This is a genomic window from Providencia vermicola, assembly GCF_020381325.1.
GTDB lineage: Bacteria > Pseudomonadota > Gammaproteobacteria > Enterobacterales > Enterobacteriaceae > Providencia > Providencia vermicola.
Window position 1 is genome coordinate 198,787 of sequence record NZ_JAGSPI010000010.1, and the last position, 16,686, is coordinate 215,472.

At 41.2% G+C, this 16,686-nt stretch carries 15 protein-coding genes; 7 read left to right on the forward strand and 8 right to left on the reverse strand.

Annotated features, from left to right (window positions below):
• Positions 1 to 140: 140 nt before the first annotated feature.
• The 4 genes from rsmG to asnC all read right to left on the reverse strand — a co-directional run bounded on the left by rsmG (position 141) and on the right by asnC (position 4,022).
• Positions 141 to 761, reverse strand: coding sequence for a 16S rRNA (guanine(527)-N(7))-methyltransferase RsmG (rsmG, locus tag KDJ85_RS15800; RefSeq protein WP_225820464.1), 621 nt, complete (start codon positions 759 to 761; stop codon positions 141 to 143).
• A gap of 1 nt (position 762) precedes the next feature.
• Entirely contained in the window at positions 763 to 2,652 is a 1,890-nt protein-coding gene (mnmG, locus tag KDJ85_RS15805; RefSeq protein ID WP_225820465.1) for a tRNA uridine-5-carboxymethylaminomethyl(34) synthesis enzyme MnmG, read from the reverse strand.
• 375 nt (positions 2,653 to 3,027) lie between these two features.
• Complete coding sequence (gene mioC / locus KDJ85_RS15810) at positions 3,028 to 3,468, reverse strand: FMN-binding protein MioC (RefSeq protein WP_225820466.1); 441 nt, start codon at positions 3,466 to 3,468, stop codon at positions 3,028 to 3,030.
• Between the two features lie 92 nt (positions 3,469 to 3,560).
• On the reverse strand, positions 3,561 to 4,022 hold the full coding sequence (gene asnC, locus KDJ85_RS15815) for a transcriptional regulator AsnC (RefSeq protein ID WP_225820467.1): 462 nt from the start codon (positions 4,020 to 4,022) through the stop codon (positions 3,561 to 3,563).
• Between the two features lie 162 nt (positions 4,023 to 4,184).
• Between asnC and asnA the strand changes: the two genes are divergently transcribed.
• Positions 4,185 to 5,177, forward strand: a complete 993-nt coding sequence (gene asnA / locus KDJ85_RS15820) for an aspartate--ammonia ligase (protein ID WP_206085511.1) — start codon at positions 4,185 to 4,187, stop codon at positions 5,175 to 5,177.
• Here asnA and viaA read toward each other — a convergent pair whose 3' ends face one another.
• Together viaA and ravA are read right to left on the reverse strand one after the other, a co-directional pair.
• A complete protein-coding gene (gene viaA, locus KDJ85_RS15825; protein ID WP_225820468.1) occupies positions 5,178 to 6,635 on the reverse strand; it encodes an ATPase RavA stimulator ViaA in 1,458 nt (485 codons plus the stop codon).
• Positions 6,636 to 6,637: 2 nt separating this feature from the next.
• Entirely contained in the window at positions 6,638 to 8,155 is a 1,518-nt protein-coding gene (gene ravA / locus KDJ85_RS15830; RefSeq protein WP_225820469.1) for an ATPase RavA, read from the reverse strand.
• Positions 8,156 to 8,436: 281 nt separating this feature from the next.
• Between ravA and rbsD the strand changes: the two genes are divergently transcribed.
• The 6 genes from rbsD to rbsR all read left to right on the forward strand — a co-directional run bounded on the left by rbsD (position 8,437) and on the right by rbsR (position 14,270).
• Positions 8,437 to 8,856, forward strand: coding sequence for a D-ribose pyranase (gene rbsD, locus KDJ85_RS15835; RefSeq protein WP_225820470.1), 420 nt, complete (start codon positions 8,437 to 8,439; stop codon positions 8,854 to 8,856).
• 7 nt (positions 8,857 to 8,863) lie between these two features.
• Entirely contained in the window at positions 8,864 to 10,378 is a 1,515-nt protein-coding gene (rbsA, locus tag KDJ85_RS15840; protein WP_225820471.1) for a ribose ABC transporter ATP-binding protein RbsA, read from the forward strand.
• Positions 10,375 to 11,337 (forward strand): ribose ABC transporter permease, encoded by a 963-nt coding sequence (gene rbsC, locus KDJ85_RS15845; RefSeq protein WP_225820472.1) that lies wholly within the window; start codon positions 10,375 to 10,377, stop codon positions 11,335 to 11,337. Before rbsA ends, rbsC begins: the two co-directional genes overlap by 4 nt.
• 18 nt (positions 11,338 to 11,355) lie before the next feature.
• Positions 11,356 to 12,246, forward strand: coding sequence for a ribose ABC transporter substrate-binding protein RbsB (gene rbsB / locus KDJ85_RS15850; RefSeq protein ID WP_206085485.1), 891 nt, complete (start codon positions 11,356 to 11,358; stop codon positions 12,244 to 12,246).
• An 83-nt stretch (positions 12,247 to 12,329) separates the two neighbouring features.
• Complete coding sequence (rbsK, locus tag KDJ85_RS15855; protein ID WP_225820473.1) at positions 12,330 to 13,253, forward strand: ribokinase; 924 nt, start codon at positions 12,330 to 12,332, stop codon at positions 13,251 to 13,253.
• A 9-nt stretch (positions 13,254 to 13,262) separates the two neighbouring features.
• Complete coding sequence (gene rbsR, locus KDJ85_RS15860; RefSeq protein ID WP_369511353.1) at positions 13,263 to 14,270, forward strand: ribose operon transcriptional repressor RbsR; 1,008 nt, start codon at positions 13,263 to 13,265, stop codon at positions 14,268 to 14,270.
• On the opposite strand, the gene mdtD is transcribed toward rbsR, so the two are convergent.
• Both mdtD and KDJ85_RS15870 read right to left on the reverse strand, forming a co-directional pair.
• Entirely contained in the window at positions 14,251 to 15,663 is a 1,413-nt protein-coding gene (mdtD, locus tag KDJ85_RS15865; protein ID WP_225820474.1) for a multidrug transporter subunit MdtD, read from the reverse strand. The two genes, rbsR and mdtD, sit on opposite strands and share 20 nt — an antisense overlap.
• A gap of 52 nt (positions 15,664 to 15,715) precedes the next feature.
• A complete protein-coding gene (locus KDJ85_RS15870; protein ID WP_225820475.1) occupies positions 15,716 to 16,408 on the reverse strand; it encodes a FadR/GntR family transcriptional regulator in 693 nt (230 codons plus the stop codon).
• Positions 16,409 to 16,686: the final 278 nt, after the last annotated feature.

Consider the following 16,686-nt stretch of genomic DNA (forward strand, 5'->3'; position numbering starts at 1 on the left):
TTGAAACTTATTCGTTATTACCGTGTAAATAATGCGTAAAATTCGAGTTTTTGTTATTTGCTTAAAACGAAAAATAGCCGCCCGTTTTTCAACATTCGGCTATCGCTCTAAAAGATAAAATAATTTGATAGAAAGCAACTTTATTTCATCGAAATTTTAACTAAATGGCGTTGTTCATCAAGTTCAGGTACCTGAAGTTCAGTGATAGATTCGATAGCAAACCCTTCTGGCAGAACCATCTCATCATCACGAATGATGCCTTTAAGTGCGTAAAAACGTCCTTCCAATGACGGTAAGTGATTGCACCAGCTTAGCATATCGTTCAGTGATGCAAATGCGCGGCTAATAACACCATCAAAACCATTTCCAACAGGGTACTCTTCAACTCGTGATTGAACAGGTTCGATGTTAGTTAGTCCTAACTCATGTTGAACCTGTTTTAAAAAGCGTACACGCTTCCCTAAGCTGTCCAATAAAACAAAATGGGCATCAGGTCGAACAATAGCCAAAGGAACACCTGGTAAGCCAGGGCCCGTTCCAACATCAATAAACCGTTTCCCGTTGAGTTGACCGTTCACCACTATGCTATCCATGATATGACGAATTAACATTTGTTGTGGATCACGCACGGAGGTCAAGTTATAGGCTTTGTTCCATTTAACTAATAACCCAACGTAATCAACTAACTGCTGTTTTTGCTTTTCCGTTAAATCGATATCTGTTTTGGCAAGCAATTGATTGAGTTTTGATAATAAATCCATGTTAAGCGCTCCGGCGTAGCATGCCTTGCTTTTTCAACCATACAAGTAAAATAGAGATTGCGGCAGGGGTAATCCCCGAAATACGCGAAGCTTGACCGATCGATGTTGGTTTGTGATCGTTTAGCTTTGCCATCACCTCGTTAGATAAGCCTTTCACTTGTTTGTAATCAAGATCAACAGGTAACAAGGTGTTTTCATTACGCAGTTGTCTTTCGATCTCTTCTTTCTGACGCGCAATGTAACCTTCGTATTTAACTTGAATCTCAACTTGATCAGCGGCTTGAGGATCATCAATTGCAGGCGCAAATAAGTTTAGCGTAGTTAACATTTGGTAAGTCATTTCAGGACGACGTAATAAATCTTCACCGTTAGCTTCTTTGGATAAAGGCACTGTTAAGATGTCATCAATCTCTGTATGGTTATCCGATTTAGGATGAACCCAAATGTCTTTCAAACGTTGACGTTCTTTTTCAATCAGTTCCACTTTGTTATTAAAATGAGCCCAACGAACATCATCGACTAAGCCTAACTCACGGCCTTTTTCTGTTAAACGTAAATCTGCGTTATCTTCACGTAGCATCAAACGGTATTCTGCACGTGATGTAAACATACGGTACGGTTCTTTAGTGCCGAGTGTACAAAGATCGTCAACCAGAACCCCCATATATGCTTGGTCACGGCGTGGGAACCAGCCTTCTAAGCCAAAGGCATGTTGTGCAGCATTTAAGCCTGCAAGTAACCCTTGAGCACCCGCTTCTTCGTAACCTGTTGTCCCATTAATTTGGCCAGCCAAAAACAAGCCATTAATAAATTTGCTTTCCAGAGTTTGTTTGAGATCGCGCGGGTCAAAGAAATCATACTCAATTGCATAACCAGGACGAATGATCCTTGCATTTTCCATCCCTTTCATTGAGTGCACGATCTGCATTTGAACATCAAAAGGCAAGCTGGTGGAAATCCCGTTCGGATAGATTTCGTTACTCGTTAAACCTTCTGGCTCTAAGAAAATTTGGTGTGAGTCTTTGTCCGCAAAGCGCATCACTTTGTCTTCGATCGATGGGCAATAGCGAGGGCCGATCCCTTCGATGATCCCTGCATACATTGGGCTACGATCAAGGTTATTTCTGATCACATCATGTGTTTTTTCATTGGTGTAGGTGATATGGCAAGGCATCTGTTGTGGATGTTGATCTTGCGAACCTAAGAATGAAAATACGGGCATTGGGTCGTCACCTAGCTGTTGAGCTAACTGACTGAAATCAATCGTTCTTGCATCAATACGTGGTGGTGTTCCCGTTTTTAAACGGTTAACACGTAATGGTAATTCCCTTAAACGCTGAGAAAGGGAAATTGATGGTGGATCACCTGCACGACCGCCACTGTAGTTTTCTAACCCAATATGAATTTTTCCATCCAAGAAAGTTCCAACAGTTAGGACGACTGCTTTGGCTTTAAATTTTAAGCCCATGCGAGTAACTGCTCCTGTAACTTGATTGTTTTCAACAATCAAATCTTCAACAGGTTGTTGGAAAATCATTAGATTAGGTTGATTTTCTAAAGCTGTTCTAACCGCTTGGCGGTAGAGAACGCGGTCTGCTTGTGCTCGAGTAGCTCGAACAGCAGGGCCTTTGCTGGCATTTAATGTTCTAAATTGAATGCCAGCTTTGTCAGTTGCTGTGGCCATTAAACCACCAAGAGCATCAATTTCTCTGACCAGATGCCCCTTACCGATCCCACCGATGGCTGGGTTGCAAGACATCTGGCCCAATGTATCAATATTGTGAGTCAGTAATAGGGTTTGACGCCCCATACGTGCAGCTGCCATTGCTGCTTCAGTACCGGCATGACCACCACCAATTACGATGACGTCAAATTGCTCTGGATAAAACATGTGTGAACCTTAAACGTTAGAAAATGCTGATGTGCATTTGAGGAGAGAATTCTACTCAAGTTTGAGGAAGAGACCAAGCTTAGGTTTCTCCCCTATATAATATTAAGATCTTTTTATTTAAAGATCTCTTTATTAGATCTTTTATTAGGATCATCGGTTTCTGTGGATAAGTGGATTTTCACTTTAAAGATCATAAAAGTGTAAAGGATCATATACTGTGAATGATCCGTGATCCAATTGCGTATAAGCTGGGATCAAAATGGGTACTTATGCACAGGCCTTGGTCACCCTAAAACTTATACTCTGGATAACTACGGGTTAATAAAGGGATCTACCCTGAGTTATCCACAGCTGACTGATGCTATTTTGACCAAACTATAGTTCGTTTGCCCAAATTTTAACCCATTCCCCTGCGGGATCTTCTGGGATTTCGTGTTTTTGGATGTCTATTTCAAAACATTCACCGATCCGTTTAGCCCCTTTTTCGCTTAATAGGGTATCTAGTTTATGGATCGCACCGCAGAAAGTGTCATATTCCGAGCTACCGATCCCAACAGCACCGAACATCACTTGGCTGAGATCTGGTGAGCTTTCTTCTATAGCATCAAAGAACGGTTGAATACTTTCAGGTAGATCACCTGCTCCGTGAGTCGAACTCACCACCAGCCAAATGCCTTCAAGTGTTAAATCATCAAGCTCTGGACCATGTTGAATATCTGTTTCATAACCAAGTTCATCTAAAATCTCAGCCATGTGCTCAGCAACATACTCTGCACTGCCCATTGTACTGCCACTTATTAAGGTTACTTTTGTCATGGTGATTCTCTTTCACAATAATAGGGCGCTATTGTACGCTGTGAATGAGCTGGGATCTACCTGTGGATAATGTGGTTATATCATTTTTTTTTCTAAGGGGTGATTGTACGTAAGATCGGGTTCTGTAAGGAGATCAGGGTTTCCGTAGATTGAATCTCATCAATTGTTTGAATTTTGTTGATAAGTACGTCTTGCAGGGCATCAATTGATTTGCACATGACCTTAATGAAAATGCTGTATTGACCTGTTGTGTAATACACTTCGACCACTTCTTCTAAGGCATCCAATTTTTTTAATGCTGTTGGGTAATCCTTTGCACTTTTTAAAATAATGCCAATAAAGCAGCAGACATCAAAACCTAACTGTTTTGGGTTTATATCAATACGGGTGCCTTTAATGATCCCTGCTTGTTTCATTTTTTCGACACGGACATGAATAGTCCCAGGGCTTACTGCAAATTTTTTGGCTAATTCTGCATAAGGCGTACGTGCATTTCTCATTAATTCGTGAAGTATGTCACGATCGAGATTATCGATTTGATAATTTTCTGGCATTATTCCACCTCTATTTTAACGATTATTCATTTTTATACCTATTTTTTTAAATAAAATAAATAGTAAAGGCTTTTTTTAATGATGGATATTGAATTTATACCTCATTTTGTTGCTTAATCTATACATCAGCTAATACAGCAAACAAATTATGGGTAAAAAATTATGGACAAGTCATTCATTGAACATCAGCAACAAATTAGTTTTGTAAAATCCTATTTCTCACGTTTACTTGAAAAAGAACTCGGTCTAATTGAAGTTCAAGGGCCTATCCTGAGTCGTCTTGGTGATGGTACACAAGATAACTTATCAGGCAGTGAAAAAGCGGTTCAAGTAAAAGTGAAATCAATCCCAGGTGCGACCTTTGAAGTGGTGCACTCATTGGCTAAATGGAAACGTAAAACGTTAGGTCGTTTTGGTTTCAGTGAAGGCCAAGGACTCTATACGCATATGAAAGCGTTACGTCCGGACGAAGATCGCTTAACCCCAATCCACTCCGTCTATGTCGATCAGTGGGATTGGGAAAAAGTGATGGCAGATGAGGAACGTACACTTCCTTATTTGAAACAGACAGTGGGTAAAATCTATAAGGCAATAAAAGAAACAGAAGCTGCCGTAAGTAAAGAGTTTGGACTGGCACCGTTCCTGCCAGACCAAATTCACTTTATCCACAGTGAAGAGCTGTTACAGCGCTACCCTGACCTTGATGCTAAAGGCCGTGAGCGCGCAATCGCGAAGGAACTTGGTGCTGTTTTCCTTATTGGTATCGGTGGTAAGTTATCCAGCGGTGAATCACACGATGTACGTGCACCAGACTATGACGACTGGACAACAGAAAACGAAGACGGTTTTTGTGGTTTAAACGGTGACATCCTTGTGTGGAACCCTGTATTACAAGACGCATTTGAGCTGTCTTCCATGGGGATCCGTGTTAGCCCTGAATGCTTAACACGTCAATTAAGCCTGACACAAGATGAAAAACGGATGGAATTAGAGTGGCACCAAGCGCTAGTTAAAGGTGAAATGCCACAAACCATTGGTGGTGGTATTGGCCAATCCCGTTTAGTGATGCTACTTCTGCAACGCCAGCACATTGGCCAAGTTCAATGCGGTGTTTGGGCGCCAGACATGCAAGAATCTGTTGAAGGTATGCTGTAATTAGCGACTAAAGCGGCGTAAAAGCCTGCTTTTTAACCCGGTGTCAAAACGCCAAATATGGTCAAAGATCTTCATGATGCCGGGTTTCCCATAATTTGACACCGATACCGCATGGAAGCGGTATTTCCCTTTCTTCTGCATCGTTTTTATTTTTTGAATGAGTTCATCGGGCAAACGTTGAGCTACAAAATCAGAAATGACCACGGCATCGGCATCCATCCATTGCTTAGACTCTAGTTTGACAGTTGTTTCTTGCAAACATGCTGCGAGGTCTGTTCCGCCTTTAAATGTTTGATGTAAAAACCGAATGCATTGTTCCAGCCCATCTGCAGATAATAAATCGTAATGCACAATATCCGTAGAAAACAGCATCACATGGCACGCACGGTTATCGGCTAACGCAATTTTCATTAGCGCAAGGCAAAATGCCTTTGCACAACGCTCATTTAACCCGCCCATTGAGCCTGATGTATCAATACACACCACAAATGGCCCTCTAGGTTGCTCTTCATCATGGTGATGTGTAATGGGGCGTAGTACTTTTCTTTCTTGCCAGCTATCTCCCTGTAATCGATAAGTTAATAGCTGTTTTTCCAGTAATTTTCGATAAAATTCAAATTCAATTTCTTCAATACCCAACATCGCAAGTTCCGCGGGTAATAAACGCAAAATATCATCGCTTTGGTTTAAGCCATTAACTTGCTCTGGTACTGTTTCAGGCACTTTTTCCATGATCGTCATTGGCTCTAACACCACACTATCATCAGGAATAGCTTGTGCTGTTTGGCTGCGCCCTAATAATTGAGCTATTTTTTCGAGTTCAGGTTGCTGACGTAAAAATTCACTGTAGCGATTTAATAACTGGTCATTATAAGCGGAGGTCATATTCACCCCTTTGCTTAAATCCCACAAACGTCCTGCTGCCCGTTCATTTTCACCCAAAATATCTTCTAAATTTCCACTCAAGGCTAACCTGCGTTGCAATTCCGCCAGCAATTGCTCTTTTTCTTGCTCTAATAACTCTTTATGCAGGGTGGTGACTTGTAAAATTAAGCTGACTCGCCACTTTTGTACAAACAAAGCTTGCCTTGCACTGCGATTTTCAATTTTACCACTTTGTAATTGATTTGCTTCTCGGTAAAACGGCGAGTCGATTTGGTTAAGTCTTTCTATTACAGAAGGAAGTCGCGTAAAAAAAGCATCCGTTGAGATACCAAGGGATTGTCGGTACAGTTCAAACTCTTCAGAAAGTTGTGCGGGAACTAACGCATCTTGTAAGCGTTGTTTCAGGTCTGTTTTCCAACTGGACAAGTCTTTTAACAATGCTTTTTTTAAACGAGGATGTTTTTCAAAAAACACCGCTAATTGAGGTGTAGCAAGAAGCGAGATAATAATCTCTTCAATTAGTTGGCTTTCATTAACCGAAAGCAGCATCTCTAGAGTGGCTAAACTCATCATAATTATTCAGCCACTTTCCCTGTGATCTGGTTACGTAATTGCGTTAATTTCTCTGAAAGTTGTAGAAAACTTTGCTCAATATCTGCCAACCAATGGGGTTCAATAAAAAGATTGGGTTGCTGTTTTTCAAATTGATAGCGAGCGCCTTGGATATCAGATTGAATGTTATCCAGCTTATCTAACCATTCTTGGTTATTTGATGTGGGGGGTTGTGCCGCTGTTTTATCTTGGATATATAATGTTGATGATTGATGGCTTATATCTAATAACTGTACCTGATTTAAATTATTCACCTCAGCGGCAATTTCTTGTGCAAAACCAATACCATTTAGATGTGCGGATAACGTCGTACCTTTATTTAAAAATAAAGTGAGTGCTTTTTTGTCTGTGGTAACAAATGTCACTTTCATATTATGCAATTGCAATGGACGATGTAAAAACAGCGTAATCCGTCCTTCCTGAACATGCTCAGGCAGCACATATGAGGCCTTGCGGGCAAACATCGCATTGTTTTTATTTACTTTAAAGGCATCTTGACTGTTTTGATCTTGCGTAGATGACATCCACTGTTGGTAAATTTGCTCAATTTCACGGGTGAATTTACGCTGCTGCCAACCCTCTTCTTGTAAAAGTGATTGAATTAACTGCGGTAATGCATTCATGGATTGCATATCGTGCCACAGGCAATCTTTTAAAAGCACAATATCAAGGGGAGAAACACTGCTACGGCCATTAAAAAATGCACTTGCTTGTAATAAATAAACGGCTTTTTTCCAACGTCTATCCGAGACATAAACTTGCTTGTCAGTAGCATCCAATTGCTGGCGCAGCTGGTAGACTAGCTCAAAACAGTGATCGGGCAGCGTAATTTTGGGGATTTCTTGTTGCCATTGTTGATATTCTTCATCACTGATTTTTAAATGCTCAGGGATTTGAGATTCTTCTAATGATGATTTTCCTGTTAATAATGCACGAAAGTTTTGTTTTTCCTGTACTTTATCAAGCCAGATACGCACTAACATGCGGTCAAAAAGAGCTTCTAAACTATTATCTGCATCAGGCAATTCGTTTGAAGCCGTGACGAGCAAACGCATGGGGATAGCTTTTTCTTCATCACCATTACGGAATTTGCGCTCATTGATAGCCGTTAATAGTGTATTGAGAATAGCTGGACCAGCTTTCCAGATTTCATCCAAGAAAACCACTTCAGCATCAGGTAAATAGCCTTTAGTTAAGCGTTCATAGCGTCCTTCATCTTTTAAGGCTTGAATGGATAACGGCCCGAAAATTTCTTCAGGGGTCGAAAAGCGCGTCATTAAATACTCAAATGCATGGGCATGACGGAAGGCATATTTCATTCTTCGCGCAATTAAGCTTTTAGCAATCCCTGGAGGGCCTAATAGAAAGACACTTTCACCACTGAGTGTGGCTAGTAAACACAAGCGTATTGCCTGTTGGCGTTCATACAAACCGCTTTCAAGGTAATTACTCAGTTGGGCGATACGCTCAGCAAGTTGCATAACAGTTCCTTTCTATTGGAGAGTTATTGATAAAGGCTATCAATTCCTTTTATTACATACTGCGACCATTTTTTCCATTTTTCTTTGATGTACCCCAAAAAACAAGAAAAAACGATTCAGCTATAAGTGATTCAATAAGTTATTGTTTTTAATCTTTTCCAGAGTCAACGAAACGTTTCGATAGCGATCACAAATATCGATTATCAATATTGAGTTGTGACTCATCTAAACTATGATTAGATAAGCGAAACGTTTCGCTTATCAGAAATGGCGGTGAAAAAATGAAAAAAGGTGTTCTGCTTAATGCCAATATTACTTCAGTGATTGCGAAATTAGGTCATACCGACCAAATCACACTGGCAGATGCAGGTTTGCCCATTTCAGCGGGACCTGAGCGGATTGATTTAGCAATAACGCAAGGGTTACCCGATTTCATGGCTGTTTTACGGGTGGTTACGCAAGAAATGCAGGTCGAAAAAGCCATTATTGCTGAAGAAATTAGCGCGATGAATCCCACCATGAAAACGGCAATTTTAACGCATTTGAACGACCTACAAACTGTGCAAGGCAATCAAATCGAAATTATCTATTGTAGTCATGAACACTTTAAACAGCTGACGCATGACAGCAAAGCGGTCATTAGAACAGGGGAATGTTCGCCATTTGCGAATGTAATCCTCTGTTCTGGTGTGACTTTCTGAGGTGACTATGCAACCTTTATTAGAACTTATCGGTATCGATAAATCATTTCCGGGTGTGAAAGCACTCAGCGGTGCGACATTAAATGTCTACCCAGGAAAAGTCATGGCGCTGGTGGGGGAAAATGGGGCTGGTAAGTCAACCATGATGAAAGTGCTTACGGGGATCTATCAAAAAGACGCAGGTAAAATTCGCTTTCTAGGCAAAGAAGTGGCGTTTAATGGGCCTAAAAGTTCCCAAGAAGCGGGTATTGGTATTATTCACCAAGAATTAAACCTGATCCCTGAGCTGACTATTGCAGAAAACATTTTCCTTGGGCGCGAGTTTGTTAGTGCGTTTGGCAAAATAGACTGGAAAAAAATGTTCAGTGAATCGGACAAACTGCTAAAACGTCTTAACCTTGATTATGATAGCCACCAAACCATTGCCGAGCTTTCGATTGGTGAGCAGCAAATGGTCGAAATTGCTAAAGTTCTCAGCTTTCAATCCCAAGTGATCATCATGGATGAGCCGACAGATGCCCTCACTGATACGGAAACTGAATCATTATTCCGCGTTATCGAAGACTTAAAAGCACAAGGCTGCGGTATTGTTTATATCTCTCACCGTTTAAAAGAAATTTTTGAAATTTGCGATGATGTCACAGTGTTTCGTGATGGCCAGTTTATTGGCGAAAAACCCGTTAGCGAATTAGAAGAAGAAAAACTGATTGAAATGATGGTGGGAAGAAAACTTGAAGACCAATACCCACGTGTAGATGTTCAAGCAGGTGGTACCCGTTTACAGCTCGAAAATGTTTCAGGTCCTGGAGTAACAAACGCCAGTTTCACTTTAAAAAGTGGTGAAATTTTAGGTGTTTCAGGGTTAATGGGCGCAGGGCGAACCGAACTGATGAAAATTATTTATGGTGCAGCCACTAAGAAATCAGGCACGATAAAACTGGAAGGCAAACCTGTCAACTTGAAAACCCCGCAAGATGGCCTAAACAGTGGCATTGTGTATATTTCAGAAGACCGTAAGCGTGATGGATTAGTGTTAGGCATGTCAGTCAAAGAAAACATGTCGTTGACAGCTTTGCGTTATTTCAGCCGTGTGGGTGGCTCGCTTAAACACGGTGAAGAGCAACAAACGGTCAGCGACTTTATTCGCCTTTTCAATATAAAAACCCCATCGATGAACCAAATCATTGGCAACCTTTCTGGTGGAAATCAACAAAAAGTGGCTATTGCCCGAGGGTTGATGACCAGGCCAAAGGTATTGATCCTTGATGAACCAACGCGTGGTGTTGATGTCGGGGCAAAAAAAGAAATTTATCAGCTAATTAACCAATTTAAGAAAGAAGGGCTGAGCATCATTTTAGTGTCTTCAGAAATGCCTGAAGTGATTGGAATGAGTGACCGCATTTTGGTGATGCACGAAGGTCATATCAGCGGTGAGTTCACAGCCAAAGACGCGACTCAGGAAGCCTTAATGGCTGCCGCAGTGGGTAAAAATTACGGCTCAGTTCAGGAGTTATCAGTATGAGTTCAACAACTGCATCATCAAAACGCTGGTTCAGCAAAGCTTGGCTGATGGAGCAAAAATCGTTAATTGCGCTATTAGTCTTAATTGCTATCGTATCAACATTAAGCCCTAATTTTTTTACGGTGAATAACCTATTCAATATTTTGCAGCAAACGTCAGTTAACGCCATCATGGCGGTAGGCATGACGTTGGTTATCTTAACGTCAGGGATTGACCTGTCGGTGGGCTCATTACTTGCACTGACTGGCGCAGTCGCCGCATCGATGGTGGGCGCTGAAGTTAATGCTTTAGTTGCTGTTGCTGGCGCTCTAACACTTGGCGCAGCAATTGGTGCATGCACTGGGGTTATTGTCGCGAAAGGGAAAGTTCAAGCCTTTATTGCAACATTAGTGATGATGCTTTTATTGCGCGGTGTTACTCGTGTGTATACCGATGGAAGCCCAATTAATACAGGTTTTAGTGATAATGCAGATTTATTTGGTTGGTTTGGTATTGGTCGCCCATTAGGTATTCCTACCCCAGTTTGGTTAATGATCATTGTTTTTGCTGCGGCATGGTACATGTTGCACCACACTCGATTAGGCCGTTATATCTATGCGCTAGGTGGCAATGAAGCGGCAACTCGCTTATCAGGCATTAACGTCGATCGCATCAAAATTATTGTGTATGCCTTATGTGGTTTGCTGGCGGCACTGGCAAGTGTGATTGAAGTTGCACGTTTGTCATCGGCTCAACCCATGGCAGGTAATGGGTATGAATTGGATGCTATCGCAGCGGTTGTACTCGGTGGTACAAGCCTTGCAGGCGGAAAAGGGCGTATTGTTGGCACGTTGATTGGTGCATTGATCCTTGGTTTCTTAAACAATGGCTTAAACTTATTAGGTATTTCGTCTAACTATCAGATGATTGTCAAAGCAGTCGTCATCTTACTTGCGGTACTTGTTGATAATAAAAAATAACCCTACAGGAAAACGATTATGAAACTGAATAAATTAGCTACATTGTTATCAGCTGTTGCACTGAGTGCAACCGTTAGTGTTAATGCGATGGCAAAAGACAGTATTGCGTTAGTGATTTCAACACTGAACAACCCTTTCTTTGTCACGATGAAAGATAGTGCACAAAAAGAAGCGGACAGACTGGGCTATGAGCTGATTGTCTTAGATTCACAAGATAATCCCGCCAAAGAATTGGCAAACGTCCAGGACTTAACGGTTCGTGGAACTAAATTGATGCTAATCAACCCAACAGATTCTGATGCAGTGGGTAACTCTATCTTAATGGCAAACAAAGCAAAAATCCCTGTTATTACCTTAGATAGAGCTGCGAATAAAGGTGAGGTAGTCAGTCACGTTGCTTCAGATAACCGTATGGGCGGTAAAATGGCGGCGGATTATATTGCACAAAAAACAGGCAGCGAAGCCAAAGTTATTCAACTAGAAGGGATTTCAGGTACTTCAGCCGCGCGTGAACGTGGTGAAGGCTTTAATACGGGTGCGAAAGAGCACAAATTTAATTTACTGGCGAGTCAGCCTGCGGACTTTGACAGAACCAAAGGCCTTAACGTCATGCAAAACCTGCTTACTGCACATCCAGCGGTTCAAGCCGTCTTTGCTCAAAATGACGAAATGGCACTGGGAGCATTAAGAGCGCTGCAAACTGCAGGTCGTACTGATGTTTTAGTTGTAGGATTCGATGGTACGAATGATGGTATTAAAGCCGTAGAAGGCGGTAAATTAGGCGCAACAATCGCACAGCGTCCTGATCAAATTGGTATTGTCGGCGTGCAGATTGCCGATAAAGTCTTAAAAGGCGAAAAAGTTGAAGCAACTGTTCCTGTTGAATTGGAATTAGTGGTAAAACAATAAGATAAAATAACCGCCGCGATAGCATTTGCGGCGGTTTATTGGTTTTGTGGTTATAAAGTCACAATGAAAAGGATATAAATGTTATGGGTACAGCAAAACTGGTAGTTCTAGGTAGTATTAATGCTGATCATATTTTGAATGTTAAGCAATTCCCACAGCCAGGTGAAACTGTTCGTGGCGACAGTTACCAAGTTGCCTTTGGTGGAAAAGGGGCAAACCAAGCTGTAGCTGCTGGTCGTAGTGGTGCTGACATAACCTTTATAGCCTGTGTGGGTGATGACGATATCGGTGCAAGTATAAAAAAACAGCTTCATCTCGATAATATTAAAACGGAATGCATTGATGCAGTTAAAGAGGAAACGACCGGTGTTGCTCTGATTTATGTCAATCAACAAGGGGAAAACATCATTGGTATCAATGCGGGTGCCAATGCGCAACTAACAACTCAGAGACTCATGCAATATCAACAAAAAATTATTGAAGCAGATGCCGTCTTAATGCAGCTTGAATCACCGATTGAAACTGTTCAGATGGCTGCTGAAATTGCAAAGAAAAACAATACTCAAGTCATTTTAAACCCCGCTCCAGCACAATCATTACCAGACTCATTACTAACGCTGGTGGATATTATCACCCCGAATGAAACGGAAGCGGAACATTTAACGGGAATTGCCGTTAATGATGACCAAGGTGCCCAAGCCGCGGCAGAAGTATTACACCAAAAAGGGATCAGTAAAGTGATGATTACTTTGGGGGCTCGCGGGGTTTGGTATAGCGAAAAAGGCGTACAAGGTAAAATAATTGCGGGGTTTCGCGTAAAAGCAGTGGATACTATTGCGGCAGGTGATACATTCAATGGGGCATACGTTACCGCTTTACTAGAAGGTAAGGCTGATGAAGATGCCATTATTTTTGCCCATGCGGCGGCGGCGATAGCAGTAACGCGCCCAGGAGCTCAGCCTTCGGTTCCATGGCGTAAAGAAATTGATCAATTTTTAGCTCAATAGGATTAACTTGTGGCAACAATGAAAGATGTGGCTCGCCTTGCGGGTGTGTCGACATCCACCGTCTCTCACGTTATCAATCAAAATCGCTACGTTAGCGAGAGTATTACTCTGCGCGTTAAAAATGCAATTGAAGAGCTAAATTACGCCCCTTCGGCATTGGCGAGAAGCTTAAAAATGAATCGCACGAATACTATTGGAATGTTGCTAACAACCAGCAACAACCCATTTTATGCGGAAGTGGTACGAGGAGTAGAACGGAGTTGCTACGAGCGTGGTTATAGCTTGATTTTGTGCAACACAGAAGGTGACCTTCAACGGATGAATCACAGTTTAGAAACCCTACTACAAAAGCGGGTTGATGGGTTATTGATCATGTGTACTGAAGTTCAAGGGCCATCAAAAGAGGTACTGGCTCGTTATCCTGCGGTACCGACGGTAATGATGGACTGGTCGCCATTTGAATCTGGCGGTGATGTTATCCAAGATAACTCATTTTTAGGGGGCGAAATGGCTACTCGTTACCTAATTAATGCAGGGTTCACTCGTATTGCTTGCATTGCAGGGCCGCAAGATAAATCACCAGCAAGAGCCCGTCACCAAGGTTTCATTCAGGCTATGAATGATTCTGGTATTGAAATTAATGAAGATTATCTGATTTTCAGTGACTTTGAATTCGCTGGTGGATTTGAGTCAATGAATGTATTACTTGAATTACCTATCCCACCTCAAGCTATTTTCGCGGGTAATGATGCCATGGCAGTTGGGGCTTATCAGGCAATATTCCAGAAGGGAATGAAAGTGCCGGATGATATTTCGATTGTCGGTTATGATGATATCGATCTTTCTTCTTATATGATCCCACCATTAACAACCATTCATCAACCAAAAGATGAGTTAGGGCAACAAGCGGTTAATCAACTGATTTATCGAATGGATAACCCAGAGGCAGAGACCAGTGTGTTAGTACTCACCCCTGAGTTGATTGAGCGCCAGTCTGTTAAGAAGGTGAATTCTTAGCTTTCTTGGTTTTTCCTTTAATTAAGTTATCACCATCGGTTTTACTTAATAATAAGAAGACAAAAGCGGAAACCAGTGTAATCAAACCAATAGTAATAAAGGTATAGTGGAAATTATCCACGGTATTACTATTAGGTTGACCATCATAGAAATTCAATATCGCGGCGCTCACTGCAATGCCAAAACTAATGGATAGTTGTTGGGTGACGGCTAACATACTATTTCCTGCGCTTGCATTATTGTCTGTTAAATCCGCCAAGCAAATGGTATTCATCGCAGTAAACTGAACTGACATGACCATTCCTAATATGAATAATGGCACAATTAATAAATAAATAGACATACTTGGGGATTGCAATGAGAACTGGGCAATCATAAACCCAATAATTACAGTGATCACAAATAACGTATTACGGTACCCATATTTAGTGAGAATTTTTGTAACCCCTGATTTTGCTGTTATTGAGCCAATAGCCAAGGGGGCCATCATCATCCCAGCGACAACCGCTTCATAACCAAATCCAACTTGTAGCATTAATGGCATTAAAAATGGAATACTGCCTGTACCTAGACGCGTAGCAACATTACCACTGATACCAATCGAAAATGTGCGAGTTTTAAATAAATTTAATGGGATGATTGCATGCTTAATACGTCTTGCATGGAAAACATACAATAATAAGAAAAGAAAACCGCCAACAGTAATCGCTGCGGGGATAGAAGTAGGTAGCGCTTTATCGCCAAATAAATCCAAGCTAACGGAAAGCATGACTAAACCAAAACCAAATAATAAAAATCCGAGCGTATCAAATTTTCGTTTTGGCATTTTAAAATCAGGCATGTGTTTTAGAGCATAAAAAATACCTAAAACGCCAATAGGAATATTAATAATGAATATCCAATGCCATGTGGCATAAGTAACCAATATACCACCTAACAGTGGGCCTAATATTGGTCCGACTAATCCTGGGATGGTCACAAAGTTTAATATCGGTAATAACTCACTACGTGGATACGCTCGTATTAACGCTAATCGAGCAACGGGCATCATCATTGCGCCACCAATTCCTTGAATAACCCGAGAAGTCACTAAAAAATTCAATGATGGAGAAAGGGCGCAAAGTAAAGAACCGAAAGAAAATAATGAAACGGCTAAAATAAAGATACGGCGAGTACCAAACCGATCAGCAAACCATCCACTAATAGGAATTAGCAATGCTACCGTCAATGTATAGCTAACAACGGCAGATTGCATTGCAAGGGGAGAATGATGAAGGCTTTTCGCAATATCAGGTAAAGCCGTATTCAAAATAGTGGCATCAAGCGCCTGCATGAAAAAGGCCATTGCCGCAATCCATGGAAGGCCAGACATATTTTTGGCTGTTTTGAACATCGAGTACCTATCTAAAAAGTTAAAGCCCGCTAGGGGTAGTTATCTTGTTAGGTTATTTTTCGTTTACTGTTAATAGCTTATAGCAAAAATCGAGAGCTTTGGTACTTTGGCCTTGGATAATGGCATTCGCTAATTGCTGGTGGATATCAACTTCGATAACTTCATTGTCAGTAATGACATCAAAATAACGTTGATAAATAGAACGAAATAAATTAGCAAAAGAGATTAGAAAAGGGTTTGCGCAGGCTTTATAAATCGTTAAATGAAAATAGTAATCCACTTTTACCCAACGTTCTCTATCGAACTCTTTTGCGAGTAACAACATTTCATTCGCTAAAAGCTGTAAAGATTGCTTCTGCTCGGGTGTTGCATGTATAGCTGCAAGATAACAAGCTTGGGGTTCAATTGCGAGGCGAACAATTTTGAAATGTTTAATCACAACGGATTGTTCTTCGCTATTTGCCCACCAAGTTAATAAATCTTGATCCAAAAAATTCCAATTTGATGAGGGCATAACACGAGTCCCTATTTTGGGGCGTGCTAATACCAGGCCTTTAGCGGCTAATATTTTAATGGCTTCTCTTATTGCTGTTCGGCTGGCTTGGTACTTTTCTGATAACTCTAATTCACTTGGTAAAATGGAATCAGGCAAATAGGCGCTTGTTAAAATCTGTTGGCCCAGATTTTCTGCAATAATATAAGAACGATTTTTTTGCGAAGCCGTTTGTTGCTTACTTAATTCCATAATTCATCTCAAATCTTATTTCTTGGATATCTATATTACGTGAGTAAAGGACAAATTGCTGCTGAAATAGTCAATCATCGGGGGCAATTTAGCTTATAACTTCTTTTTTGGCTAAAAAAAACGCGAACGAAAGAAAAATGCAAAAAAGGGGTTGCCAGATTTTTCTGACTCCCTATAATGCGCATCCACTGACCGGGAACAAGACAACGCAAAGCGCGGTGAACACTGAAACGGCAGCGAGAGATTCTGAAAAGAAAAAGCAAAAAATTGCTTGACTC